Origin of the sequence: Cobetia sp. UCD-24C (assembly GCF_001306765.1) — a bacterium.
GTDB lineage: Bacteria > Pseudomonadota > Gammaproteobacteria > Pseudomonadales > Halomonadaceae > Cobetia > Cobetia amphilecti.
The window spans coordinates 284,993-309,325 of record NZ_LJTD01000004.1 but is presented as its reverse complement, the minus strand read 5'-3'; the positions used below and the strand labels follow the sequence as shown (position 1 = coordinate 309,325).

General features: G+C 61.8%; 20 protein-coding genes. 9 read left to right on the top strand and 11 right to left on the bottom strand.

Going from position 1 to position 24,333, the window contains the following annotated elements:
- Window positions 1-278 precede the first annotated feature (278 nt).
- The 3 genes from AOG28_RS07730 to AOG28_RS07720 form a co-directional block, all read right to left on the bottom strand.
- Window positions 279-1,805 carry a PepSY-associated TM helix domain-containing protein gene (locus AOG28_RS07730; protein ID WP_054555944.1) on the bottom strand — a complete coding sequence of 509 codons (1,527 nt, stop codon included), beginning with the start codon at window positions 1,803-1,805 and terminating at the stop codon, window positions 279-281.
- 108 nt (window positions 1,806-1,913) lie between these two features.
- Window positions 1,914-2,390 (bottom strand): hypothetical protein, encoded by a 477-nt coding sequence (locus AOG28_RS07725; protein WP_054555943.1) that lies wholly within the window; start codon window positions 2,388-2,390, stop codon window positions 1,914-1,916.
- Window positions 2,387-3,124 (bottom strand): SCO family protein, encoded by a 738-nt coding sequence (locus AOG28_RS07720; protein WP_054555942.1) that lies wholly within the window; start codon window positions 3,122-3,124, stop codon window positions 2,387-2,389. The genes AOG28_RS07725 and AOG28_RS07720 overlap by 4 nt, the downstream gene beginning before the upstream one ends.
- A gap of 270 nt (window positions 3,125-3,394) precedes the next feature.
- Here AOG28_RS07720 and AOG28_RS07715 point away from each other — a divergent pair, with 270 nt between their 5' ends.
- Window positions 3,395-3,817: a glyoxalase/bleomycin resistance/dioxygenase family protein gene (locus AOG28_RS07715; RefSeq protein ID WP_043332174.1), complete on the top strand. Its 423-nt coding sequence runs from the start codon at window positions 3,395-3,397 to the stop codon at window positions 3,815-3,817.
- Between the two features lie 153 nt (window positions 3,818-3,970).
- Here the strand turns inward: AOG28_RS07715 and AOG28_RS07710 are convergent, their stop codons facing one another.
- Window positions 3,971-4,399 (bottom strand): Sbal_3080 family lipoprotein, encoded by a 429-nt coding sequence (locus tag AOG28_RS07710; RefSeq protein ID WP_054555941.1) that lies wholly within the window; start codon window positions 4,397-4,399, stop codon window positions 3,971-3,973.
- Window positions 4,400-4,692: 293 nt separating this feature from the next.
- Complete coding sequence (locus tag AOG28_RS07705; protein WP_235506985.1) at window positions 4,693-5,460, bottom strand: extensin-like domain-containing protein; 768 nt, start codon at window positions 5,458-5,460, stop codon at window positions 4,693-4,695.
- A 272-nt stretch (window positions 5,461-5,732) separates the two neighbouring features.
- Here AOG28_RS07705 and AOG28_RS07700 point away from each other — a divergent pair, with 272 nt between their 5' ends.
- Window positions 5,733-6,764: an LLM class flavin-dependent oxidoreductase gene (locus tag AOG28_RS07700; RefSeq protein WP_054555940.1), complete on the top strand. Its 1,032-nt coding sequence runs from the start codon at window positions 5,733-5,735 to the stop codon at window positions 6,762-6,764.
- A 187-nt stretch (window positions 6,765-6,951) separates the two neighbouring features.
- Here the strand turns inward: AOG28_RS07700 and AOG28_RS07695 are convergent, their stop codons facing one another.
- The gene (locus tag AOG28_RS07695) at window positions 6,952-8,583 is read right to left on the bottom strand and encodes a BCCT family transporter (protein WP_054555939.1); all 1,632 of its coding nucleotides are present in this window, start codon (window positions 8,581-8,583) and stop codon (window positions 6,952-6,954) included.
- 576 nt (window positions 8,584-9,159) lie between these two features.
- On the opposite strand from AOG28_RS07695, the gene AOG28_RS07690 reads away from it, so the two are divergent.
- Window positions 9,160-9,471: a hypothetical protein gene (locus AOG28_RS07690; RefSeq protein ID WP_043332181.1), complete on the top strand. Its 312-nt coding sequence runs from the start codon at window positions 9,160-9,162 to the stop codon at window positions 9,469-9,471.
- 172 nt (window positions 9,472-9,643) lie between these two features.
- Here the strand turns inward: AOG28_RS07690 and AOG28_RS07685 are convergent, their stop codons facing one another.
- Window positions 9,644-10,381: an HAD family hydrolase gene (locus AOG28_RS07685; RefSeq protein ID WP_082388488.1), complete on the bottom strand. Its 738-nt coding sequence runs from the start codon at window positions 10,379-10,381 to the stop codon at window positions 9,644-9,646.
- A gap of 272 nt (window positions 10,382-10,653) precedes the next feature.
- Between AOG28_RS07685 and AOG28_RS07680 the strand changes: the two genes are divergently transcribed.
- Entirely contained in the window at window positions 10,654-11,442 is a 789-nt protein-coding gene (locus AOG28_RS07680; RefSeq protein ID WP_054555938.1) for an OBAP family protein, read from the top strand.
- A gap of 166 nt (window positions 11,443-11,608) precedes the next feature.
- Here AOG28_RS07680 and AOG28_RS07675 read toward each other — a convergent pair whose 3' ends face one another.
- Window positions 11,609-11,797: a DUF3008 family protein gene (locus tag AOG28_RS07675; protein ID WP_043332182.1), complete on the bottom strand. Its 189-nt coding sequence runs from the start codon at window positions 11,795-11,797 to the stop codon at window positions 11,609-11,611.
- 218 nt (window positions 11,798-12,015) lie between these two features.
- Between AOG28_RS07675 and AOG28_RS07670 the strand changes: the two genes are divergently transcribed.
- Window positions 12,016-13,464 (top strand): amidase, encoded by a 1,449-nt coding sequence (locus AOG28_RS07670; RefSeq protein WP_054555937.1) that lies wholly within the window; start codon window positions 12,016-12,018, stop codon window positions 13,462-13,464.
- 213 nt (window positions 13,465-13,677) lie between these two features.
- Here the strand turns inward: AOG28_RS07670 and AOG28_RS07665 are convergent, their stop codons facing one another.
- Window positions 13,678-15,519 (bottom strand): dipeptidase, encoded by a 1,842-nt coding sequence (locus AOG28_RS07665; RefSeq protein WP_235506984.1) that lies wholly within the window; start codon window positions 15,517-15,519, stop codon window positions 13,678-13,680.
- A 262-nt stretch (window positions 15,520-15,781) separates the two neighbouring features.
- On the bottom strand, window positions 15,782-16,672 hold the full coding sequence (locus AOG28_RS07660; protein ID WP_043332186.1) for a LysR family transcriptional regulator: 891 nt from the start codon (window positions 16,670-16,672) through the stop codon (window positions 15,782-15,784).
- Between the two features lie 134 nt (window positions 16,673-16,806).
- On the opposite strand from AOG28_RS07660, the gene AOG28_RS07655 reads away from it, so the two are divergent.
- The 3 genes from AOG28_RS07655 (at window position 16,807) to AOG28_RS07645 (ending at window position 21,395) form a co-directional block, all read left to right on the top strand.
- The gene (locus AOG28_RS07655; RefSeq protein WP_054555936.1) at window positions 16,807-17,922 is read left to right on the top strand and encodes a 4-oxalomesaconate tautomerase; all 1,116 of its coding nucleotides are present in this window, start codon (window positions 16,807-16,809) and stop codon (window positions 17,920-17,922) included.
- 183 nt (window positions 17,923-18,105) lie between these two features.
- Window positions 18,106-19,239 (top strand): tricarboxylate transporter, encoded by a 1,134-nt coding sequence (locus AOG28_RS07650; protein WP_235506983.1) that lies wholly within the window; start codon window positions 18,106-18,108, stop codon window positions 19,237-19,239.
- 176 nt (window positions 19,240-19,415) lie between these two features.
- Window positions 19,416-21,395 (top strand): tripartite tricarboxylate transporter permease, encoded by a 1,980-nt coding sequence (locus AOG28_RS07645; RefSeq protein WP_054555935.1) that lies wholly within the window; start codon window positions 19,416-19,418, stop codon window positions 21,393-21,395.
- A gap of 125 nt (window positions 21,396-21,520) precedes the next feature.
- On the opposite strand, the gene AOG28_RS07640 is transcribed toward AOG28_RS07645, so the two are convergent.
- Window positions 21,521-22,552: a helix-turn-helix transcriptional regulator gene (locus tag AOG28_RS07640; RefSeq protein ID WP_160317859.1), complete on the bottom strand. Its 1,032-nt coding sequence runs from the start codon at window positions 22,550-22,552 to the stop codon at window positions 21,521-21,523.
- Window positions 22,553-23,021: 469 nt separating this feature from the next.
- Between AOG28_RS07640 and AOG28_RS07635 the strand changes: the two genes are divergently transcribed.
- A complete protein-coding gene (locus tag AOG28_RS07635; protein ID WP_082388485.1) occupies window positions 23,022-24,209 on the top strand; it encodes a CNNM domain-containing protein in 1,188 nt (395 codons plus the stop codon).
- Window positions 24,210-24,333: the final 124 nt, after the last annotated feature.

Here is a 24,333-nt window from a genome sequence, read left to right as displayed (position 1 = left end):
TGACATGACCGATGGCGGGCTTCTTGCGTTCTAACGAATAGCGGCGACCAGCGCTCACTATTGAGAGGATACGGGTCTCAGAAGCTCCAGCTGGCATGCGTCCAGAAGATACGCCTCGGCTCATTGACCTGTGCATCGCCCTGCCCACTACCCTGGAACGGATCGTCGTAGAAACGATTGACGTGGTAGGCGTAGGCCTTGTCGAACGACCGGTGCGAGCATGGCAGATCCACTGGTGAAGACGGTAAACGTGCCTGCCAGTGGAGAGGTGTGCTCGTTTACACCTTGGCCTCCTGCAGGTCATCCCCTCGCTTGTGCGTGGCGCGAATCCACAGCCAGTCCAGCAGCCCCATCACGATCAGCGAGAGGCCGACCAGCGGGAAGATGACACCGATGATCATCATCAAGCCCCAGACACCGGCGATTCGCTTGCGCTCCTTGGGCAGCGGCGGGATACCGATACCGCCCACCGGACGACGCTTCCACCACATCACGCCCGCACCGACGCTCATAATCACCATCGCGATACAGGCCAGTACCAGCACCAGCTGGTTGATCAGCCCGTACTGCTGCCCCAGGTGAACATTGATGCCCCACTCCAGCGCTCGACCCAGCGGGCCATAATCGGCGTAATGCATGTCCAGCAGCACATCGCCGGAATAGCGATCCACATGCACCACCTGCTGGCGCTCCAGCGCATCCGGATAGATGGAGCCGGTGTAGACGCCCTGCGGCGAGCCCGGCAGATTGATGGCATAGCCCGGCGCCAGGCCTTCGCGAGCGAAGATGCGCTCAGCCTGATCGAGGCCGATATCGGCATGGGCAATCTCGGCGGCGCTCAGCGGCACGGCCGCAGCGCCGGAGGCCTGCTCGGCATCAGACCTGGTGCCGCCGCCATGCCCAGCATGCTCCCCCTCGTCCACGACGTGGATTGTCGCTGCAGTCGGCAAGGAAGATAACGGGATAACGGCCTGTTCGAGCGACCAGGTCGTCCGCTCCTGGTCCACCAGACGGGTATCCGACATCGGCGTATTCACGCGCACGCCATCGGGATACCCGAAGTTATGCCCGTTGGCCAACTCGTTGACCTTGGCACCCCACACCATTGACCACGGCATGCCGGTCACGGCGAGAAACAGGATGAAACCAGCGGCGAAGATGCCACACACGGCATGCAGGTCACGCCACCACAGTCGACGCGCAGGCGTGGTACGCAGCGTGACGACACCGCCCTTCTGACCCCGCGGCCACCACAGATACAGGCCGCTGAGTACCAGCAGAATGCTCCAGCCGGCGGCGATCTCGATCGCGGCATTGCCGATGGGGCCGGTGATCGCGAGGCTGTGCAGATTGCGCACCGTCCACATGATGCTGTCACGGTAGGCCATCTGCCCCTGCACTTCACCGCTGTAGGGGTTGACGTAGACCGCCTGCTTGCCACTGCCATCGGCTGCCACGATATCGACTTCCGTGGTCAGGTCACTGGCCGCAGGCGGCACGACACGCACGGCCTTGCCGGGCAGACTTTCCACGGCGACACGCACCTGCTCGCTCAGCGGGACACTCGCCAGTGCCTGGCCATTGACCTGTTGCACCACCGGCGTGTTGACCTTCATCAGGTCGGCATGCACGAAGTGATCGATCTCTTCACGGAACAGATAAAGACCGCCGGTGACGGCCAGCAAGGTCAGGAAAGGCAGCACCAGCAGGCCGGCATAGAAATGCCAGCGCCACACGGCACGGTAGATATCGCTGAAACCGCGAGCGGCGCGACCCGCGGTGTCGGTATTGGTCGTTGAACTCATCTCGATTACCCATCGACAGGTGCCACGACGCGCGACGGATGCTTTGTCCGCCGGTCAACGTGAGGTCACCGAACACTATGGAGAGCCACCGCGAGGTGGCCCAGCAATTCATGGCGCGAGGGAATCGTGGGGTGGCGCGCGCCCGGGCGGACGCAGATAGACATTGATGTCGCGAAACGCGACAAGGCAGGGACGCGGGGCCGCGTCGCGAGACAACCGCCCCAACGCCAGCAACAGGGCAACGGCGACCAATGCCAGCGTGAAGGCCGCCATGCTGGCCAACGGACAATCCGAGGCAGCGGAACTGTGGGTGATCTGCGCCTGCGAACCGCTTTCGCGAGCGGCACGCATTATCCAGTCGCTATCAGCACTCACCCAACGACCGGTACCGACGCTCTCGAAGACGGCATGGTCGTTGACCATCACCACACGTGGGGCCGCCAGCGGCATGACCAGCATGGCGGCCAACGCGATCAGCATCACGAAGACGACATGCCCATTGGCCGCAGTCAGGCGCGACAGGGCGCGATGATAGGAGACGAATTCACGCCTGGCGTGGCGAGTCGAGGGACAAGTCGCTGTCATGCGCCCCCCATGGCCGGAGCATCAGCGTTCGTATCTGCGCTCGTGTTGACGGTCGCAACATCGGCAGAAGACGGTGCTGCGGCCACGGACTGGAGCAGGAACGTCAGGCGATCAGCAAGCTGCTCAGGCGTCTGACTGAGCGGCAGGGTGTCACGCAGCCGGCCCTGCTCATCGATCACGAAGATCGCCACGCTGTGGTCGATCATGTAATCGGCCTCACCGGCCGACGCCTGCGCTTGCGCTTGCGCGTGTTCAGGGGGATGACTCTGCTCGGGTTCTCGCCGCTGAAACTGGATGCCGAGGCGCTGGGTGAATTCCTCCAGACGCGTGTCGTCCTGTGACGGGAGGCGAAGGCCGGTCACCGGCAGGCTGAAGGCAGACAGATAACGTGACAGCACGGGCAGGGTGTCGCGCGCCGGATCCAGCGTCAGAAACATCGGATGCAGATGCGCGCGTGAAGTCTCGTCAAGGCGTTGCCAGGCCATCTGCAGCCGGGCAAGCGACAACGGACAGATGTCCGGGCAATGCGTAAAGCCGGGAATCAGCACGCTCAGGTGACCCGCTTCCCCCCGAGACAGGGTGTCCGCGTGCAGCAGTCCCCGCGTGGAAGGCAGCTCGAGCGTCGTCGGCCACGCATCACGCGGTTGATGCGAGGCAGAAAGCCCCGTGATCAACGCGATAATGACGAGGGCAAAAGCACTGAGTCCCATCAGGATCAGCTTGCGCGGCGACATGAACACTCCAGCGTGGCGTGCAGAGAAGGTAAAGGCAGCAGGGTCGATGACAGGGATGCTAACCATTCACACCCGCGAAACCACTAATGCGACAAGTTGCCACAGCGATTGCCCCGGGCCTTCGCAAGCGCGACAAGGCCTCAGATAGCGTAAAGCCATCACCACCATCATCAGATTCAAAGTGCGTCTCACCCAGACGGACACGACACTGTCTCCATGCTCACGCAATTGAGCCAGTTCCCCATTCCCCTCACGCCATGAGGCTTCGCCATGATTCAGCGCCTTTCCCTGCACCCAGCCATCCTTGAAGTGCGCGACCTCGATGCCGCTTGCCGTTTCTTCACCGAAACACTCGCCCTGCCCATCCTGCTGCGCAACGCCACCAGCGCGACCCTGGAGCTGAACCATCGCCGAGACAAGCAGACCAGCGTATTGCTGTTGCAGCGCAGTGCCGAGCAACCCGACAGCCGCCAGCTGACGCTTGAGATCGAGCGAACGGACTTTGCCCGCTTCCGCGAACAATGGCAGGCCCAGGGAGCGCATCTGATCGAGAGTCACGGCAGCAGCGCCCCCGGCTGTGCCTGGCAGGTGCTCGATTGCGTGCTTCCCGATGGGCATCGCCTACGCGTGGTCAGCATCAACCCCGAGCGCTGCGCCCCGACGATCAGCCGAGGCATGGGCATGGCACCCTGAGATTCCAGCACACCAGATGGATCGAGAGTCTCCACTGGGGCCGGCGCATGACACAAGCGCCGGCCCAGCTATCAAGTGCGCCATCATGGCGAGAAATGACGTACCGGTGAGGCGTACAAGCAGATGGCTTGAATGCCCATCACGGCTGAGGCTTCAGTAGTTGACGAGCAACTCATCAATGACCGGGTTCATCTTGGTTTCGACCCCGGCAAACTTGGAGAACGTCAGGCCGCCCCCTGCGACAAGATGATATTGCGCATAGGCGATTTCATCGCCATACGGATCATTAAGCCAGAGTTCTGCGTGTGACAGATAGGTCGTGACGTCCCAGGAGCGCAAAGCGGTATACGTCAATATCACTTCACAATGGCCGGGGACCGGAGCGTCATAGACTCGCGTATTCAAGCCATTGCGACTGAAGCCCTGCTGGATCACATTCAGGAAGCCGGGCACGATCACGGCCTCATTGCGCTCGATGCACACGGTATCCAGATAGGACATGCGCTCCAGAGGCTGAACCTGCACCGAGGTACAGCCGGCCATCACGAAGGTGATGGAAGCTGCCAATAACGCCTTCGTCATCCCTGTCATTCTTGACTCCCTGTCATTGAACAAGAGGCTTTATCGCGAGATATGCCATGGAAGGCATGCTTGCCCGCAGGGTATTAGTGAAAACAAATAAATGCGAGGAATCTGCCCGTGATCAGGCGTAATCCCCCATGCAAGCGCGAGTCTCCTACAGCGACACCGACAAATGATGACAGGCGTGGCAAACATGAGTCCCCTTTATCACGCCGAGCCAATAATGACCCACTGACAGAGTGCGCGGATGTCCGCATTGCCGCACTCTTGCCCGACGCAGCATTAAGTATTGCTCAGCGACAGAATCGCCAGCCCCGCGTGCCGAGGTGGAAGTGATCACGATGGGCGGCGTTGTAATCCGGCCCCAGCACGGTACCGAAACTCTCACAGGCGGCGTCCTGCACGGCACGCAGGAAGCGGCCCGGGGCATCTTCATCCTCGGGCGCCGTCCAGTCGCGCGGCAGGCGAACCTGACGGCCGTCCGCCAGCGTGAAGCCTGTGACATCCAGTGCATCCGCAGTGGCATGTTCACTGCGACGTGCGTTCTCTCGTCCGTAGATGTTGCGGCAGGCGTAGCTGCCCACATGGGACACTTGCGTCACCTCGCTCCCCATGACTTCCTGCGCCGCAGACTTGAGCCCATGGCGCTCGAAGCGCAACCAGCTCACCGCCAGCGGGCAGCTGGAAATGAAGGACTGGTTGAAGCGAACGCCCTGCTCACCACTCACGCCTGACGCCGAATGCATGCGTACGCTGTTTATGAGGTCACAGCCGTTGTCGCTGGGGCGGTCCGGCAGGAAGGAAACCCGTTGCGGGGCTTCCCGCTCGAGAAATGCGCGACAGGCGGCCGGGTTCTCGTTCAAGCGTGAGAGCTTCCAGCCGGTCACCATGCCGGGCGGGTCCTCCAATTGCAGTGGCGCCCACGGGAGATAGTGAGCGGGTATCCAGCGATCCAGCACGATGATATCGCGCTGGATCGCAACGCCCAGGCCGATGAGCACAAGGCATATCAACGTGAGCCCCATGCCTTTGCGGCGCTGCTTGTGCTGCAAACCGTTCATGTTCGCCTCCTGTGCGCGATGCAGGCCCTTACCTGCCCCGGGCTTCGCCTGCCCTGGGCTTCACCTGCCCCAGGGTGACTGACCACCGTGAATGGCATGACGTATCGACTGCCTCATATATGCCATATCAGAAACAGTGAAATGAAGGGCGAGGCGCTGTCAGAGACGCGGCTGTCCACTATGCTGGACGCCATTCAGCAGACCAGCCACACACCCTTGAGGGGCCACGCCCCGGCTGCTCTCTGCACGCCAATCCGCTATCAGGAGCGCACATGACGACAGCCCCTACCTCACGCCTGGGCACGATCCCGCTCTCGGTGCTGGACCTTGCCCCCATCCGCGATACCGGCAGTGTTGCTGAAACCTTCCACAATAGCGTCAGTCTCGCCCAGCATGTCGAAGCGCTGGGCTTTCATCGCCTGTGGCTGGCCGAGCATCACAACATCGATGGCATCGCCAGTGCCGCCACCTCGGTGCTGATCGGCCATGTGGCCGGCAAGACCTCCCGCCTGCGGGTCGGCTCGGGCGGCATCATGCTGCCCAATCATCCCCCGCTGGTGGTGGCGGAGCAGTTCGGCACCCTGGCCACGCTCTACCCCGACAGGATCGATCTCGGGCTTGGCCGCGCGCCGGGCTCCGATGGCATCACCATGCAGGCGATGCGCCGCGACCCTTCCGCCGGCGTGAATGACTTCCCCCAGCGGCTGGCCGAACTCGAGCAGTATCTGGGCGAGGCTTCACCCGGTCAGCGCGTCAAGGCCATGCCGGGGCAAGGCACTCATGTCCCCCTGTGGCTATTGGGTTCCAGCGACTACAGCGCACGCCTGGCAGCGAAAAAAGGTCTGCCCTTCGCCTTCGCCGGTCAGTTCGCCCCCGGCTACATGCTGGAGGCCATCAAGCTCTATCGCGAGAACTTCACGCCCTCCGAGGTGCTGGATGCGCCCTATGTGATGCTCGGCCTGCCGCTGATCGCCGCCGACAGTGATGAACGCGCCCACTTCCTGGCCAGCACCCAGCAACAGAAATTCCTCAACCTGATCCGCGGCAAGAGCACGCGCGCCCTGCCCCCACGCGAGACACTGGACTGGTCAGCACGCGAGGAAGCCATGGTCGGCCAGAATCTGGCCGCTGCCATCATCGGCGGGCCAGAACGCATTCGCAGCGAACTCGAGCATCTGCTGGAGGTGACGCAGGCCGACGAATTGATGTTCAACTCGGATTTCTATGAGCATGCCGACCGCCTGAAGAGCTACGAGGTACTCGCCGAGGTCGCCGGCCGCCGGACGCCGGACGCCAATCAATGACGTGAGCCCCTTCACGCTGACTGGCTTGCCAAGACAAGACGCCGCTCACATGTCCTGTGAGCGGCGTCTTGTCGTTCTGAGTCTACCGTGAAGGCACGCATTGACGTCATGAGCTGAAGGCGATGAACTTAAAACGATGAACTCAAGGCGATGAGTTCATGACGATAAGTTCATGCCTCGACTCGGCTCAATGATGGTCGCGTGGGTTCACGCGACGATTCTTGACGTCCGGCGCACGGCGGATGCGGTCTTCCTCGGCCAGGCTGTCAGCCTCGAAGATATCCGCACCGACCGGTGTCTCACCATGACGGCGATACAGCTGACTGAGCATCTGGCGACGATCAGCCCGCAGCTCCTTCACCAGCACCACGATCATGCCGTAGATGATGAAGGTGAAGGGCAAGGCCGAGAGTACCGAGGCTGACTGCAAGCCCTTGAGACCGCCCGTCGAGATCAGCGTCAAGCAGATGGCCGCGATCAGCACGCCCCAGGCGATACGCTTGTAGAGCGGCGGATTGATCGAGCCGCCGTCGGTCATCTGCGCCACGATGTAGGACGCCGAATCGGCGGAGGTCACCAGGAAGATGAAGATCAGCATGATCGCGACCACCGACAGCACGCTGCTGAAGGGCATCAGGTCGAACATCTCGAACAAGGCAGACGTGATGTTGGCATCCGTCGCGGCCGCCAGACCGACATCACTGGCCAACTCCATGTTGATCGCCGCGCCACCGAAGACACCGATCCACAGGCACGCCAGCAGCGGCGGCACGATCAGCACGCCCACCACATACTCCTTGATGGTGCGGCCACGCGAGACACGCGCGACGAAGGTGCCGACGAACGGCGACCAGGCGATGACCCATGCCCAGTAGAAGACGGTCCAGGAGCTGTTCCAGTCATTGCCGTCATAGGGCGACATGCGCAGGCTCATGCCGATGAAGTTCTGCAGATAATCGCCGATGCCCAGGGTGATCGTCTTGAGAATGTCCAGCGTCGGGCCAGTGAATAGCACATACAGCATCAGCGCGATGCAGATGCTCATGTTGAGGTTGGACAGGCGCTTGATGCCCTTGTCGAGCCCGGACCAGGTCGAGGCCATGTAGGCACAGAACATCACGCCCATGATGATGAACTGCCATTGCCAGCCTTCTTCCACGCCGAAGACGAAGTGCAGCCCCCCATTCATCTGCAACACGCCCAGGCCCAGCGATGTCGCGACCCCCATCACGGTCGCCACCACCGCAAAGACATCCAGCACCGGGCCATAGCGGCGCACCTTGGGATGCTTGGCCGTCACGGAAGACAGCACCGAGGACACCAGCCCAGCCTGCCCCTTGCGGAACTGGAAATAGGCAATGATCAGGCCGACCACCGAGAAGGCAGCCCACTGATGGACGCCCCAGTTGAAGAAGGCATATTGAATGGCATAGCGCGCAGACTCTGGCGTCTCGCCCGGCATATCGGCAAACGGCGGCTTCAGATAGTGCTGCATGGGTTCCGCCATGCCATAGAACACCAGCCCGACGCCAAACCCTGCTGCCAACAGCATGCTGACCCAGGAAAAGAAGGTATAGGAAGGCCGGCTATCCTGCGGGCCGAGCCGGATCTTGCCGTACTTGCTCAGCGCGAGACTGATGAGAAAGATCACGAAACCAAATACGGATATCAGATAGAACCAGCCGAACATGCTGGTCACGGCGCCGAGCGCCTGATCTGCCAATTCACCGAAACGGGTGGGGAATCCTGCCCCCAATGCGACCAGCCCCAGAATGATGATGACCGACGCGCTGAATACGCGCTTTCCTCCAGATGTCATAAATCGCTACTCCCTGTGAGCTGTGACAGCGGTGAGGTGGATCGCGCACCAGCGAGAAACGAGTAGCGTATCGCCAACGAATATTCGCAGTGCCTTCTAGACATGAACCTGATTCCCCAGAACTTCAAGGGCAGACGACGTCAGCAGCACGGGAAAATTTGTCACCGTCTGTACAGGTAAGCGTTTGCCCCAACCAGGCCACAGCCTCCGCGTGGGAGGAGAAAGCCGCTTTTGAAAGGTCAGTGCAGGCTTTGAAAGGACAGTGCAGACCTTGGAGAGACAGCGCATGCCTTGGAAGGACAGTGACGAAGGAGCAGAGAGACGGGAAGTCCCGGGCAAGCTGGCCAGTCACGATGGCGAGATCGCCAGATAACCTCTACATTACTTGTACGATAGTTATAAAACGCGATTCACCGCCGACATGACATCCCACTGAGGGTATTCCCGATGCCTGCACATACCACTGCAACACACCCGCCACGCACCGCTGTGACCCCCACCCACGCGTCGCCTGCTACCCCACTCCCCCCAAGCCTGATCGCCGATCAGCCGCTCACCCACCAGGACGAGACCAGCATGACACTCGAGTCGCTGGCACGCGCACTGCAGCACGGCATGGTGCCGGTGGTCGAGGTCATGTCACTGGATGGCATCTACAAGGTGAGAATCCATCATTGCCACGGCATCTCGGACCTGACGCGCAATGATCACAGCGCACTCTGGTTCAAGGGTACCGGTGAGATACGCGACTTGATGGGCGCACGCGGCATCAGCCACGGCGTGCTGACCTGGGCGGACCAATGGGGAGATGAAATGATCGGGGTCGAATCGCGCAGCCTCAATCAGGAAGAACTGCTCGCCTGGGGCACGCGTATCTGTTTCAAGTGATACCCGAGAGATGTCCCCCCGGGGATGTCAGCCCAGACACATAAAAGCCGCCCCTGCCGAGGGCGGCTTTTATGTGTTGCTGTGCCATATCCAAGGTCATCCATCCGACCAGCTCTCAGCAGAATGTGCCTGGCTCAAGCTCTGTCGAGAATGCGAAGGGGTTGGAGGCACCTCAGTGACTGACGGCTTCTTCATTGGCCACGAAACCGGCATCAGCGCACAGGCGGCTGAATTCATCCCAGTGCTTCATGACCTGCCAGGCGCCTGTGGTCCGCAGCACCTCGGCGTGGCCCGGCGGGATGTGGCTGGCGCCCAGATGGCCGACGACCTTGAGGCCTGCGGCCACGGCTGCCTGCATTCCCGTGCGGCTGTCTTCCACCACCAGACATTCCTCGGCGGAGCGTCCCAGCGTCTTGAGGGCGAGCAGATAGAGGTCTGGCGCCGGCTTGGGATTCATGACCTCATCGGAGGTGAAGATCGGCAGCTGCTCATCACCATTGGCCGCGGCAATCTCATCGAGAATGCCACGCAGCCCCGAGCTCTCGAGATTGATCTTCATGCGCTGCTCAGAGCTGTTGGACACGATCGCCAACGGCAGACGCTGATCGCGAATCCACTCCAGCGTTTCGCGCACCCCGGGCATGGCCTTAAGTGAGTCGGCCAGGCGGGCATCGACGAGATGACGTACCTGGTCGAGCGCATCCACGGGCAGCGTGTGCTGGCTGCGGGCTTCCAGGTCCAGCAGGATATCGCGCGTCATCATGCCCAGACAGCGGTCCAGCTCATGCTCGATCTGCTCTGCACTCCCCAAGTCTGGCAGCCAGACGGGAAGTTTTTCCTTGAGCACGCCATCAGCGATGATCTCGCTATCCACCAATACACCGTCACAATCAAAGATAAGTTGCTTCATGCGAGCTCCAATTCGAGAAAAGATGGCCGAAACACGTGATGAACAAGACACCTTGTCGCGCAAGGCATTGAGCGGCCACAAGAAGTGATATCCCTCATTGATGAGGGCAGAAACCTGAAAAGCAATCCCGACACTCTGCAGCAGACCTGGGCGAGGATTTTTCTAGGCAAGGCTGTCGGTAGGTGACTTGACGCGCTCAAGGGTAATGCACTGCAATGGCAACGTCATGACAGGAATTCTTGCCTTATCAAGACACCCATGCAGGAGGAAGTATGCGTCATCGCCATTCCCGCACATGCTCACATCCCTCACACTCGTCCGGCTTCGGCACAGGCCTTCTGGCCGGCGCCGCCGCGGCGACCGCCTTCTTTCTGGGCCGACGCCTCAACAGTGCTCGCAAGGTCAGTAGCGGCCATCCGCTGAAGCATCAGGTGCTCGATGCGGCCTCGCAGGTCATGCAGCGCAAGTATCCGATGGAAGCGATGAGTACCTACCTCAACGGCTTCCACCATTACGCCGATGACATGGGGCGTCAGGTGGAGGCCAGCCACTTCTGCATCCACCTGGAACATGATCTGCACCAATGCGTGATCTTCGATTCCAATCGCAGTGATGCCCGCTTGATCGGGATCGAATACATCATCAGCGCCGAGCGCTACGAGCAGCTGCCCGAGGAAGAGAAGCCGCTCTGGCACAGCCATCACTATGAAGTGAAGTCCGGCATCCTGGTGGCCCCGGGAATTCCGGAACTGGCGGAGCGCAGCTACTTCGAGGACCTCGTCACCACCTACGGCAAGACCTTCCACACCTGGCAGATCGACCGGGACGACTTCCCCTACGGTATCCCGCAGCTGATGATGGCCTTCACCCGTGACGGTCAGATCGATGAGGAGCTGATGAAGCGCCGTGATGAGCGCCTGGGCATCAGTACCGAGGAGCGCCGCCGGAAGCGCGCCGAGATTCCGCTGCCCGATGTCAGCCCCAAGGCCAACGGTGGCCCGACCCCGCCCGACAGCGAGTCCCACCAGCCGCCGCATGAGAGCCTGAACGACAGCCGCTGAGGCCAGCGGCGCATCAGCGACACAAGCCACGACACGCACCAACGACATGCAGCTACGACATGCATCTACGGCATGCATCTACGACAAGGCGCCTGGCAATCAATTGCCAGGCGCCTTGTCGTTTCAGCTATCGCGTCAGGAAGCCACAATGGGCATCCCGCAGGGCTCAGCTCTGATTGTCGTGTCGCGGCTTGTCTTCACGTGATGTCGAGGCCATCTTCTCGAGCTCCTCCTCACTCATGGAGTCATACATCGAGCGGGCGGCCCCATCCAGTTCGCTGACCTTCTGCTCGCCACGACGTGCTGACAGTGCTGCCCCGGCTGCCATCTGCTGTGCCTTGGACTTGGCTGGCATGATTGTCCTCCCTCTGGGCGAATATCGTGAACCATGGTCGGCTGCCATGAGCTCGACCATGCCGCTTGCTGTCACTCTCCATAGGCCATGCGGCCCTCCTTCGCCCTTTTCAAGCCTCGCGATGCCTTGAGTTTCCCCTCTCTGACCCAAGGCCATGCAGGAGAGACAGATGACTGTCCTCAACAATAATATCGCCATCCAGCAGCAGGAGAGCCGCCATGCGTGACGTCGAATTTCCTCAACATCTTTCGCCCCATACTGCCAAGGATGACCTGACGGCGCTGGACGCCGAGCAGCTGGCACGCGGGTATCAACGCGGTGAGTTCGACCCGCTACAGGTGACCCGAGCGGTGCTCGATCGTATCGAGCGGCTCAACCCGCTCGTCAATGCCTATGTGCATGTCGCGCATGACACGGCGCTGGAGGAGGCGCGTGAATCCACGCAGCGCTGGCAGACCGGCAAGCCATTGAGTCCGCTCGATGGCATTCCTACCTCACTGAAAGGCCTGACCGATGTTGCCGGCATGCCAGCGAGAGCTGGCTCTCTGATCACGACGGCCGCGCCATGCCAGCAGGATGCGCCGCCGGTCAGGCGCTTGCGTGAGGCAGGCGCGATTCTATTGGGCAAGACCAACACCCCCGAGTTCGGCTGGAAGGCCGTCACCGACAACCTCGTGCATGGCGCCCCCAGCAATGCCTGGAATACCGAACTGACTCCCGGTGGCTCTTCCGGTGGCGCGGCTACCGCCGCCGCCCTCAATCTTGGCGTGCTGCATCAGGGCGGAGACTCCGGTGGGTCGATCCGTATCCCTGCCGCCTTCAGTGGCATCTTCGGCTTCAAGCCCACCTTCGGCTGGACACCGCAGTGGCCACCCTCCAAGGCTGCCTTTCTGTCCAGCATCGGGCCCATGACCCGCAGTCCCCGTGACGCCGCCGCCATGCTCAATGTCATCGGCCGTCACGATGCCCAGGACCCATACGCCAACCACGGCCAACCCGAGGATTGGGGCGCGGATATCGGCAAGTCGCTGGCAGGACTGCGCATCGCCTACTCGCCATGTTTCGGGTCTGTCGAGGTCGACCCCGAGATCGCAAGCCTGGTGGAGCGCGCCGCACAGCGTCTGTCGAACCTTGGCGCGGACATCGTGACAGTCGATCCCCCGGTCGAGACAAGCCTCGAGACGTTTCGCAAGATCTGGTTCACCGCCTCGCTGGGGGTCTGGGATGACTGCGATGCCCAGCAGCGCGAACAGCTCGACCCCGGGCTGGTCGAAAATGCCATGTGTGCACGCGAATGGTCGTCGCTGGATCTCTTCAAGGCGCTTGAGGAGCGCTACCGGATCACCCAGGCGCTGGAGCAATTCAATCAGGATTACCACCTGTTGCTGACACCCAGCGTCGCCGTCACCCCCTTCGCCCTGAATCATCAGGTACCCCCGGATAGCCAGATGCATGACTGGGAGGAATGGGCACCGTTCTCGTACCCCTTCAATCTGAGCGGCCAACCTGCGGCGTCAGTGCCCTGTGGCTTCACGTCTCAGGGGCTGCCCGTCGGCTTTCAGCTGGCAGGCGGCAAGCACGATGACGTGCGACTGCTGCGGGCAGCCGCTGCCTATATGGATGCCTACCCTACCGCGCATCCCGCCGAGCCCTACCGCCCGAGGTGAGATCGCGGTCGCACTGTCTGACCGGCGGCCTGCACATACGACAACGCCCGCCACTGCCCCTTCATCAGGGCGGTGGCGGGCGTTGGCCGTGATGCCTGTCGTCCAGGCAAGAGGCTATTTCAAGGGCTGTCTCAAAAGGCTATTTCACAGGGCTATTTCAATACGCCCTGCAAAAGACGATTCACATGAACCCAGCCCCGTGAACCACCCCGGTTACTTGAGCGAATCCTGATTGCCGATGCGCGCCATCATCTCGGTGAACATCTGGATGTCGAGCAGCAGGTTATCGACCCGCTTGAACTCCTCGGAGGTATGCCCGGTATAGGTCTCACCCGGCATGGACGGGCCGAAGTTGATCGCATTGGGCAACAACTTGGCGGTCGTGCTGCCCGCGGAGGAGCGCGGCTCGGCCTCCATGCCGGTGGTATCCCCGAAGATATTGAGCAGCGTCTGCAGCCAGGCACCGCTGGGATCACGCAGCATCCAGTCGCGAATCTCGACATTCAGCGTCATGTCCATGCCCTGCTCGCTGGCATAGGCGCTCAGCTTGTCCTGAATCGTCTGGCTCAATTCCTCAGGTGATTTCTCGCCGGCAGGCGCACGCACATTGACCGCGACCCGCAGCGCATCGTCCTCCTTGGCGAAGAAGGTCGGCGTCACCTTGAGCGGCCCCATGAAATCATGGGAATACGCGATGCCCAGCTGCTTGCCGTGATAGTCCAGCCCGTAGTTGTCGTTCAGGTAATGGATGGCATCTTCATAGGCATTGTCATGGAAATCGATGCCGGAGGTGGCGAGCAGGCCCGCCAGCCGTGTGACAGGATTGACGCCGTTGGCCGGCGCCGAGGAGTGGGCCGACTTGCCGGTCACCGTCACGCTGACCTCTTCGCCTTCCACCTCACTGGCGACGCTGAAGTCCTGGCCATGCTCCTTGACGTAGCGGCTGCCGAGCGTTTCAAGCTTGTGGCTGAGCGCCTTGGCGCCCGCTGCGTCAGCCGCGTGCAGCGTGGCGGTGGAGCGCTCCGGAATCTGGTTGGTCGCCAGGCCGCCCTTGAAGTCGGTGATCGTCGGCAGAGCGTCGACTGCCTGATCAGATGACGCCTCGCCCGCCTTGGGCGTCAAGGGGAAGCGCGCATCGATGGTGCCGAAACCATTCTCGGCCGTGATCGCCGGATAACCGCTATCGAGCACGATGTTGTATTCCGGTAGGTCATTTCTGGCCTTGTAGTACTCGAAGCCATCACCGCCGGTCTCTTCCGTGGTCTCGATCATCAGGCGAATGGTGCGCTTGAGCGGCACCTCATTCTCCTTGAGCGACTTCATGGCATACAGCGCCGCAGCGATAGAGGCCTTGTCATCTTCGGTACCGCGCCCGTAGAGCTTGCCGTCGATCTCGGTCATCGCGAACGGGTCAAGATGGGTACCGTCGTCGAGTGTCCAGCCCTCCTCGCCTGCCGGCACCACATCGCCGTGGGCCAGAATGCCGAACACGTCATCGCCAGTTCCCTCGAGCTCAACCTCGAAGACGCGATTGTCGACGTTACGGAACGTCAGGCCGAACGCCTCGGCGCGCGCCTTGATCAACTCACCGAAGCGCGCGATTTCCGGGTTCTCGAATTGCGGCTTCTCCCCCACCTTGGCGGTCGGGATCGCGACCATTTCCTTGAGCAGCGCCTGGACGTTATCGCCGTACTGCAGACGGTTGAAGACCCCCAGCAGACGATAGATGTTGACGAAGGCATCGCCCTCCAGCGTCTCACCGGCCTGATACTGCTCGATGGCAGCCCTGACGGCCGTGTCCTGTGAATTGCGTTCGGCTACCTGGGTCAGAAAGCCATTGAAGTCCGGCGCCAGCTCCTGCCGGCCCTGTTCGATCAAGCTGACCAGCTGGGCACGCTTGAGCGTATGTTCGCCCTGCGGTGCGCGCTTGCCCGTATCATCGGCTGCCATCGGCTCGTCTGCGCTGACAGGCAGCGCGCTGCCGAGCCCGAGTGCCAGACCCAGCGCGAGGGCCGTCTGACGAGAGGTGGCGTGAGTGGCTGTGCGGGTACTCATGGGCATGTACATCCTTGTGTTAGGCAAGACGCCACATCGTCAATGGCCGCAGAGACAATGGATGAGGAGAAGACCCTCACCGACGCCCGGCGGCAGCTGACCACGCGACATCAAGACGGTTTCATCGGCCTTGCCGTGAAACATGAATGTCTTATACACAACCATCTTATGTACTAGGCCACGCCACGCCAACCCTGGCGAGAGGTGCCTGCCACTCTGCACTCCATTGTGGCCTTGTCCCTCTTCGTCCCAGACGAGCGACTCAGTTCCAGCGCTTGAGCAGAATCTCGATGAACAGTTCCGCGATCGGCGACAGGGACTCACCGCGCCGCCGCAGCAGGCCAATGGTCCGATCAATGCGCGGTTCGGGCAGTTCACGCTGACACAGCACCTCGTGTTCCGGCCCCGGCATGGCCATCGACGGCAGGATGGCGACGCCCAGCCCGCTCTCGACCAGACCCAGTGACGTCGAGAGATGCTGTACCTCGTAAAAGCCATCCAGATGCAGGCCGGCGGACAGCAGGGTGTTGTCGAGCAGAATGCGGTTGCCGCTGTCACGCGAGACCGTGATCAGGCGCACATCATCCAGGTCGCTCCATTCCACGCGCTGTTTCTGTGCAAGAGGATGGTCACGACGCAGGGCCAGCACAAAGGGATCACGATAGATGGAGGTGAAATCCACCGCCGGATGGTGGGCACTGACCATGTTGATACCAAAGTCTGCCTCCCCCGAAACCACCCTTTCGACCCCTTCATTGGCACTGACATCCAGGATGCGAATCCGGATACCGGGATAGGCGGTATTGAATTCGCGCACCACGCTGGGCAGGAAGTAGAAGGCTGCCGTGGGTAGGCAGGCGATGGTCAGCACCCCCTTGCGGTGGGTGGCAAGCTCGCGGACGCCGACCAGAGACGACTCATAATCTTCGAGCAACTTGCGGGCTTTGGGCAGGAAATCACGCCCAACGGGCGTCAAACGACTTCTTCGCGTGGTGCGCTCGAGCACCTTGGCGCCCAGAATCTCCTCCAGTTTCTGGATGCGGCGCGACAACGCCGGCTGCGAAATATGCAGCCGTTCTGCCGCCTCGTTGAAGGAATGATTCTCGGCGACCTCTACGAACGCCGACAGATCCAGAAACTCCAATCTATGCATGCAACTACCTTATTGTTTCAGTTTTCGGATTAATGCGCACAATGATTACAGTATAGGTTTTATTTGCATTTGATGCATAGATCATCGGCTGTGATGCTTCACGAAGGCGCAAACAGACAGGAGCGCGTTCCAACATGATGCATTCACTTCCTTGCATGATCCTACGTGGCGGTACCTCTCGGGGTCCCTTCCTGCGTCTGGATCACCTCCCCGCCGATGACGAAGGCCGTCGCGAGGTTCTGCGTCAGGTCATGGGCTCCGGCCACGTACTGCAGATCGATGGCCTGGGCGGCGGCAATTCGTTGACCAGCAAGGTCGCCCTCGTCGGGCCGCCCAGTCATCCTGAAGCTGATGTCGATTACCTGTTCGCTCAGGTCGACGTAGAAGGCGACAAGGTCGACTTCTCGCCCAACTGCGGCAACATGCTGGCCGCCGTCGGCCCCTACGCCATCGAGACCGGCATGATTGCGCCGCAGGGCGACCTGACGCGTCTGCGGATTCACAACCTCAACACCCGCACGCTGATCGACAGCCAGGTGCCGACGCCCGGCGGCGCGGTGGCCTATCAGGGTGACACGCGCATCAGTGGCGTGCCCGGCGCCGGCAGCGCCATCAAGCTGGGCTTCCTCGGCGCGGTGGGCGCCAAGACCGGCAAGATGCTGCCCAGCGGCCAGGTCATCGACGTGATTGATGGCGTCGAGGTGACCTGCCTCGACTCCGCTACGCCGGTGGTGCTGATCGAAGCGGCAAGTCTGGGCTGGGCAGGCAACGAAGCGCCGGCCGAGATGGATGCCAACCGCGAGGCGATGGCACGTCTCGAGCAGATTCGCCTCAAGGCGGGAGAATTGATGGGCATGGGCGACGTCAGCGGCTCGGTGCTGCCCAAGCCGGTGATACTCTCCGCCCCGCGCACCCAGGACGGCACTCTATGCGCCCGTTACTTCGTACCGCATCGCTGCCATGGCGCCCTGGCCGTCACGGGTGCCATCACGCTGGCCGTTGCGACCAGCATCCCGGGCACCCTGGCCAATCGTGTGGCACTCGCGGCCGGCACTCTGGCACCGGATAGCCTGGCGGCAAACGTTCATCTGGAACATCCCGCCGGATTTCTGGATGTCGAGGTCGAGCATGCCAATGCCGACCCGATGACCCCCAGCCGCGTGTCTCTGCTGCGCACGGCACGCAAGATCATGAGTGGCGAGGTGTTCTTGAACCTCCCCGACTCGGTGAAAATGCCTGGGCGTGCATGACACGCCAGACGACCGCACTGGCAAGCGCCAGAGGCGAAGAGTTCGTCGACAGGCAACGAGCAGGTACTGCAGTATATTGATTTACAATGAATTTTCGCTAAACGAAATAGCCTGACTGCGCCGCCATGCAGATAGCGCATCACTGATCGACAAAGCATTCCAACAATAATCAGGAGTCAGACCATGTCCATCATCGTGTCTACCCCCAAGCGCCAGACCCTCAAGCGTCATGCCCGCACCACCGCATTGGCCTTCATGCTGCCCGTCATGGGCCTGATGCCACTGTCCTCAGCCGTTCACGCCGCGGCGGAAGTCCCTGACACCCTGACCTGGACCGTCCCGTTCGGTGTCGGGGGCGGCACGGACGTCTGGGCACGCTTCATGTCCAACTGGGTGACCAAGGACCTGCCGGGCAACCCGGCTGTCGTCATCGACAACGTCCCGGGCGGTGGTTCCATCACCGGCGTCAACCTGTTCAGCAAGCGTGCCGGCGATGACGGCGACGAGATGGTCGTCACCTCGGCCTCTACCCAGTATCCGGCCATGCTGCGCGACCGTCGCGTGCGCTATGACTATGCCGACTGGGAGCCGATCTTCGCCGCACCGACAGGGGGTGTCGTCTACGCCTCAAGCTCGCTGGGCAAGGACAGCGCCAGTGCGCTCGAGGCCCTCGCCTCCCAGGAAGTGAAGTTCGCCGGTCAGAACCCGACCGGGCTCGAGATGCCGGTGCTGATGGCCTTCGATCTGCTCGATTTCCAGGTCGACCCGGTCTTCGGCATGAAGAGCCGTGGTGAAGGCCGCCTGGCCTTCGAACGTGGCGAAGTCGCCCTCGATTTCCAGACCACCTCCGCCTACAAGAGCAACGTCACGCCGCTGGTCGACGCCGGCCAGGCCGTACCGCTGTTCAGCCTTGGCGTGATGGATGACGAAGGCCATATCGAGCGCGATCCGTCCTTCCCGGACCTGCCGACCTTCTCCGAGCTGTATCTGGCCCAGGAAGGCCATTCACGTGACGACGAGGCCTACCAGATCTTCCACAAGTTCTTCGCCTCCGGTTACGCCATGCAGAAGATGCTGCTGGTGCCGAAGGACGTGGACCCGGAACTGCTGGAGCTTTACCGCCAGGCCGCGCGTGATCTGGCCAAGGACCCCGAGTTCCTCAAGGATGCCGCCGAGAAGGTCGGGCCCTATGGCCTGATGGTCGGCAAGGCCGCCGCGACCCAGCTTCAGGAAGCCATGCAGCTGAGCGAAGCCGAGCACGAATGGGTCAAGAACTGGCTGATGGAACGCCACAATATCCGCCTGCAATCTCGTTGAGGCGCGCAATCACACCCGTAACGGTCTGAACCCCCGGGTGTGATGGGGACCCACTCACGGGGCTGCCGACCAGCAGCCCCGTGAGCCTTTCACTCCCTGCCTCACCATGCTCTCCCCGGCACCGCCTCTGAGTGTTAGAGAAGCATCTAGAGAAGAACAAGAGGTTGAGTAACGCCATGATCGACACTCTCCTGTCCAGCATTGGACACGTCTTCACGCTGACGCATCTGCTGTTCATGATGATCGGCATCTTCGTCGGCCTGCTGGTCGGTATCATTCCCGGCCTGGGCGGCATCGCCGGCATGGCCCTGCTGCTGCCCTTCCTCTATGGACTGGACCCGGGCTACGCCCTGGGCATGCTGATGGGCATGGTCGCGGTCATTCCTACTGGCGATACCTTCGCCTCTGTCCTGATGGGCATTCCCGGTTCCAGCGCGTCGCAAGCCACGGTGCTGGATGGCTTCCCGCTGGCCAAGAAGGGCCAGGCAGCCCGCGCGCTGACCAGTGCCTTCCTGTCTTCCCTGTGTGGTGGCGTGATCGGTGCCATCATCCTGACCGGCTTCATCCTCGTCGCACGTCCCCTCGTACTGGCCTTCTCGTCAGCCGAATTGTTCGTGTTGACCTTGCTGGGCCTGACGATGGTGGCGGTGTTGTCCGGCAAGAACCTGTTCAAGGGCACCGCTGCCTGCGGCCTCGGCCTGCTGGTCGGTGCCATCGGCGCCGCACCGGCGACCGGCGAGTACCGCATGAACCTGGACATCGACTACCTGTACGACGGCGTACCGCTGATAGTGCTGGGCCTGGGCATCTTCGCCCTGCCGGAAATCGTCGAGCTGCTGCTGGGACGTGGCAGTATCGCCAAGAACGGCAACACCGACCTGGGCAAGGGCTGGTCTGCCGGCATCAAGGATGTGGTCAAGAACAAGTGGCTGGTCGCGCGCTGTGCCGGTATCGGCAGCCTGATCGGGACCATTCCGGGTCTGGCGGGTTCCGTGGTCGACTGGATCACCTACGGCTTCGCGGTCAAGACCGCCAAGGACCCGAGCCAGTTCGGCAAGGGCGACATCCGCGGCGTCATCGCGCCGGAATCCGCCAACAATGCCTGCGCCTGCGGTGCCATGGTGCCGACACTGCTGTTCGGGGTGCCAGGCTCCGGCACGGCGGCGGTCTTCCTAGGCGGGCTGTTGCTGCTGGGTCTGGAACCCGGCGTGTCGATGATCACTACCAATCTGGACATGACCTACACCATCATCTGGTCACTGGCGCTGGCCAATATCCTGGGCGCGGGCCTGTGTCTGGGGCTGGCGCGTCCGGTCGCGCAGCTGACGCGTGTACCCTTCGCCATTCTGGCCCCTGCCATCACCGTGCTGATCCTGTTCGCTGCCTACCAGGCCAGCCGCTCGCTGGGTGACTGGGCCGCGCTGGGCATGATCGGCATGATCGGTGTGCTGTTCAAGAGTGCTGGCTGGTCGCGTCCGGCCTTCCTGATCGGCTTCGTGCTGGCACCGGGTGCCGAGAACTACTTCTATCAGAGCATGCAGTTCCACGGCGCCGAAGCCTTCCTGCGTCCGGGCGTGCTGATCATCCTCGGCCTGATCCTGCTGGCCTTCTTCCTGCCGGTGATCCGCAAGGCGATCATGCGTCGTCGCCAGACCCATGAAGTGGTCGAGACTGCGCCGTCGCCGGAAGAGGATGTGCTGGAATCGCGTGGCTTCGGTGGCGTCGACTTCCTGCTGCTGTTGATGATGGGCGCAGCCGCCCTGTGGGCGCTCTATGACGTCAAGGACCTGATGCCGCTGGGCAAGGCCTTCCCGACGCTGGCCGCCTTCATCACGCTGCTCTCGGTGATCGCCGTGGTCTTCAACGGCTGGCGTCGCGGCATGATTCGTGTCAAGCAACCGGCCTTCAAGGCAGTGGGTGTGGTACTTGGCTTCTTCGTGCTGATCGGCGTCAGTGCGCTGCTGGGCTTCGTCTCCACCGCCGTGCTGTTCTGCCTGGGCTTCCAGCTCACCATCGCGCGCAAGTCGCCGCTGTTCGCAGGGCTCTTCGCGCTGGGCGTGGCAGTCTTCCTGCTCGGCATGCAGGCGGCGATGAACCTGCACTACCCGACGGGTCTGCTGGATGACGTGGTGCTGCCGATGATTCCCTTCCTGTAAGGCCAGCGGGCATCACCAGCACTCGACTCTCGAGTACGATATACGCAAGCGGGCACCCATTGGGTGCCCGCTTGCGTATTGTGACAACCCCAAGCCCATTGTCAGGTACTCGCCGCCAACACGACTCAATCGACGCGATGAAACCTGGCTCGTGCCACCTGTGGCGACACTCCGAAATGACGCCGGTAGGCCGTGGCGAAGTTGCAGGCATGGGCATACCCCACCTGATGCGCCACCTGCTGAATGCTCACCCCGCGCCGCAGAGCCTGCTCGGCACACCGCATGCGACATTCGCGCTGATAACTACCCAGCGACTGCCCGAAGGCCTGGCGAAACTTGTGGCGCAAGCCGGAGGGGCTCATGCAGGCCAGCCGCGCCAGCTCCTCCAGCGAGTGTGCGCCATGCGGCACGGCGGCAAGACGCTGGCGCACCGCCTCCAGATGTCGACAGGCGCTGTGGGGGCGCGATGGGGACGCTAATGGCGATGCAGGGGGTGCGGCGGCTGCGGAGAACGCCGGCACTTCCTGCGCCTCACCAGCGCGGCGCTTGAGTGCCGCCCCCAACAACTGCAGCGCGATCCCCTGCCACTCCAGCATCTCTCCCTCGCAGGCGGGGGTCGCTGGCGTCTCGCACTCTCGTTGTGGGCCCTCACCATCAGGGGCTCTGACACGCTCATTTAGTTGCTGATGAAGCCAGCGCCCCGGCGTCCAGCCCAGCGGCTGGGAATGACGCGCGCACGGCAATGCATCCCAGTTCGCCAGACCCCGCCGTACCTGCAGGCTCTGGCTGGACTCGCCCTCCAGATGCAAGCTGATACAGCGCAGGCGGCCTTGAGGGTGATAGCTCTTCAGCGTCGGCGGCGCAGACTGCGTTCTCGCCGGGCGAAAGATCCCCCCTTGCCCCGCGGACAAGTCGATCCCCGCGCCGTCCAGGCCTGATAGCGTCAGTCGCCCTTCCAGCACCAGGCAGAGATAGAGGCCCTCATGAAACTGATGCTGGCCGTGATAGGCGCGTGACACCTCTAGATCACACAGCGTCAGATGCGCGTCCCGCCAGGGATGCAGGTCATGCACCTGCCCCTCGCAATGCGGATATTTCTCTGCTCGCCAGCCTCGCCGCTCGCTGAGCGATGAAGGGCGCTGTTGAGGTGGGGCCATGACGCGGCGTGTAATCCGACTGTCGGCTATGTCTCCAAGCGGCTGTGACATGTCGCTGCAAATCCCTGCAATGTGAATCCTGGTAAAGGCCTACCGCCTGCTGCGGGTCGCACTGACGGCTGAAGGGACGCACAGTGCCACTCAGCGGCCATGCCAGGCCGTGGCTTGCGAATACGGCTGGCGCCCACAAAATACAATGATTACCGAAAGCAAAACAATCTCATTATCATATAAGTATTGCATCTTGTCTCATGTAAAGCCCTGTTCTCTTTTGCGGCCCTCTTCCAGCCCTCTTCCAACCCTCTTGCAGCCCTCTTGCAGCCCTCTTGCATCCCTCGAGTCAACGGCACTTTGCGGCACAGGCTGGCAAGCTTGGCCAGCAGGCTGAAAACTCTGCGAGAATTCACGGGTTTGACAGTGCTGCGCCTTATGTCACTAATGGATGCCTTTCCCCCAAGGAGCACGCCTCATGTTTCTGTTGATCCTGTTCGCTGCCATCGCGATTGGCATCTCATTCATCTGCTCCGTGCTCGAGGCGGCGCTGCTGTCGCTCTCTCCCAGCTATGTGGCAAGCCTGAGAGACCAGCACCCCAAGCGCCACGCCGCACTGGCCAAGCTCAAGGACAATATCGACAAGCCGCTGGCCGCCATCCTGACGCTCAATACCATCGCGCATACCGTCGGTGCCACGGGGGTGGGCGCGCAGGTATCGGTCGTCTTCGGGGAAGCCTGGGTCGGCGTGGCCTCGGCGGTGATGACGCTGCTGATCCTAGTGGCCTCGGAAATCATCCCCAAGACCATCGGTGCCACCTACTGGCGTCAGCTGTCGCCGATGCTGCCCGGCGTGCTCAATGCCATGGTCATCGCGCTCAAGCCACTGATCTGGCTGTCGGAGTTGATCACCTCGCGCATCGGCAAGGATGCCCATGACATCGATGTGCGTGGCGAGATCAAGGCACTGGCCCAGATGGGGCTCGACAAGAAAGCCCTGGAAAATGATGAACAGCGCGTCATCACCAACATCCTCAATCTGCATGAGATGAAGGTGCGTGACGTTCTGACGCCGCGCCCTGTCTGCCAGACGGTCAGTCCCGAGATGAGCGTCGCCGAATTCAATGACCAGCTGACGGTCTGGCCCTTCAGTCGCTACCCGGTGATGACCGACGATGAGCGAACGCTGGGCATGATCCATCGGGCCGATGCCCATCAGGCAGAGCCCACCACGCCGCTCAAGGACCTGATGCGCCCGATCAGCGAGCTGCACGCCGAAGACAACGTCGAACATGCCTTTGGGCTCATGCAGCGCGAACGACAGCATCTGTGCGTGGTCTACGACAACCTCGGCAACTGGCTGGGTGTCATCACGCTGGAAGACGTGATGGAGACGATTCTGGGCGAGGACATCATCGACGAGACGGACAACGTGGCCAATCTGCGCCGCTTTGCCCGCCAGCGCTGGACCAAGCGTATCGGTGCCAACACCTCAAGCACCCAGCCTTCCGCTGCAGCGGCTGCTGGGGAAGGTGCTGTCCCGGGCGATGAAGCTGGCTCTGGTGAAGGTGCTTTACCCGTCTACGAGCAAACCGAGCAAGATGCGGGCTCTGCCAATAACTCTGCCAAAGGGCCTGCCAAGAGCGCCGATGACAGCAAGGGCTAGGCTCGTCCCTCCACGCTTGTGACCCGCTCGCAGGCAAAAGTCCCGTGAAAGTCGTTGCCAGATACGACTATCGCGGGACTTTTTTTATTGGCGACTGTTGATACCGCCTGATAATCCGTTGATT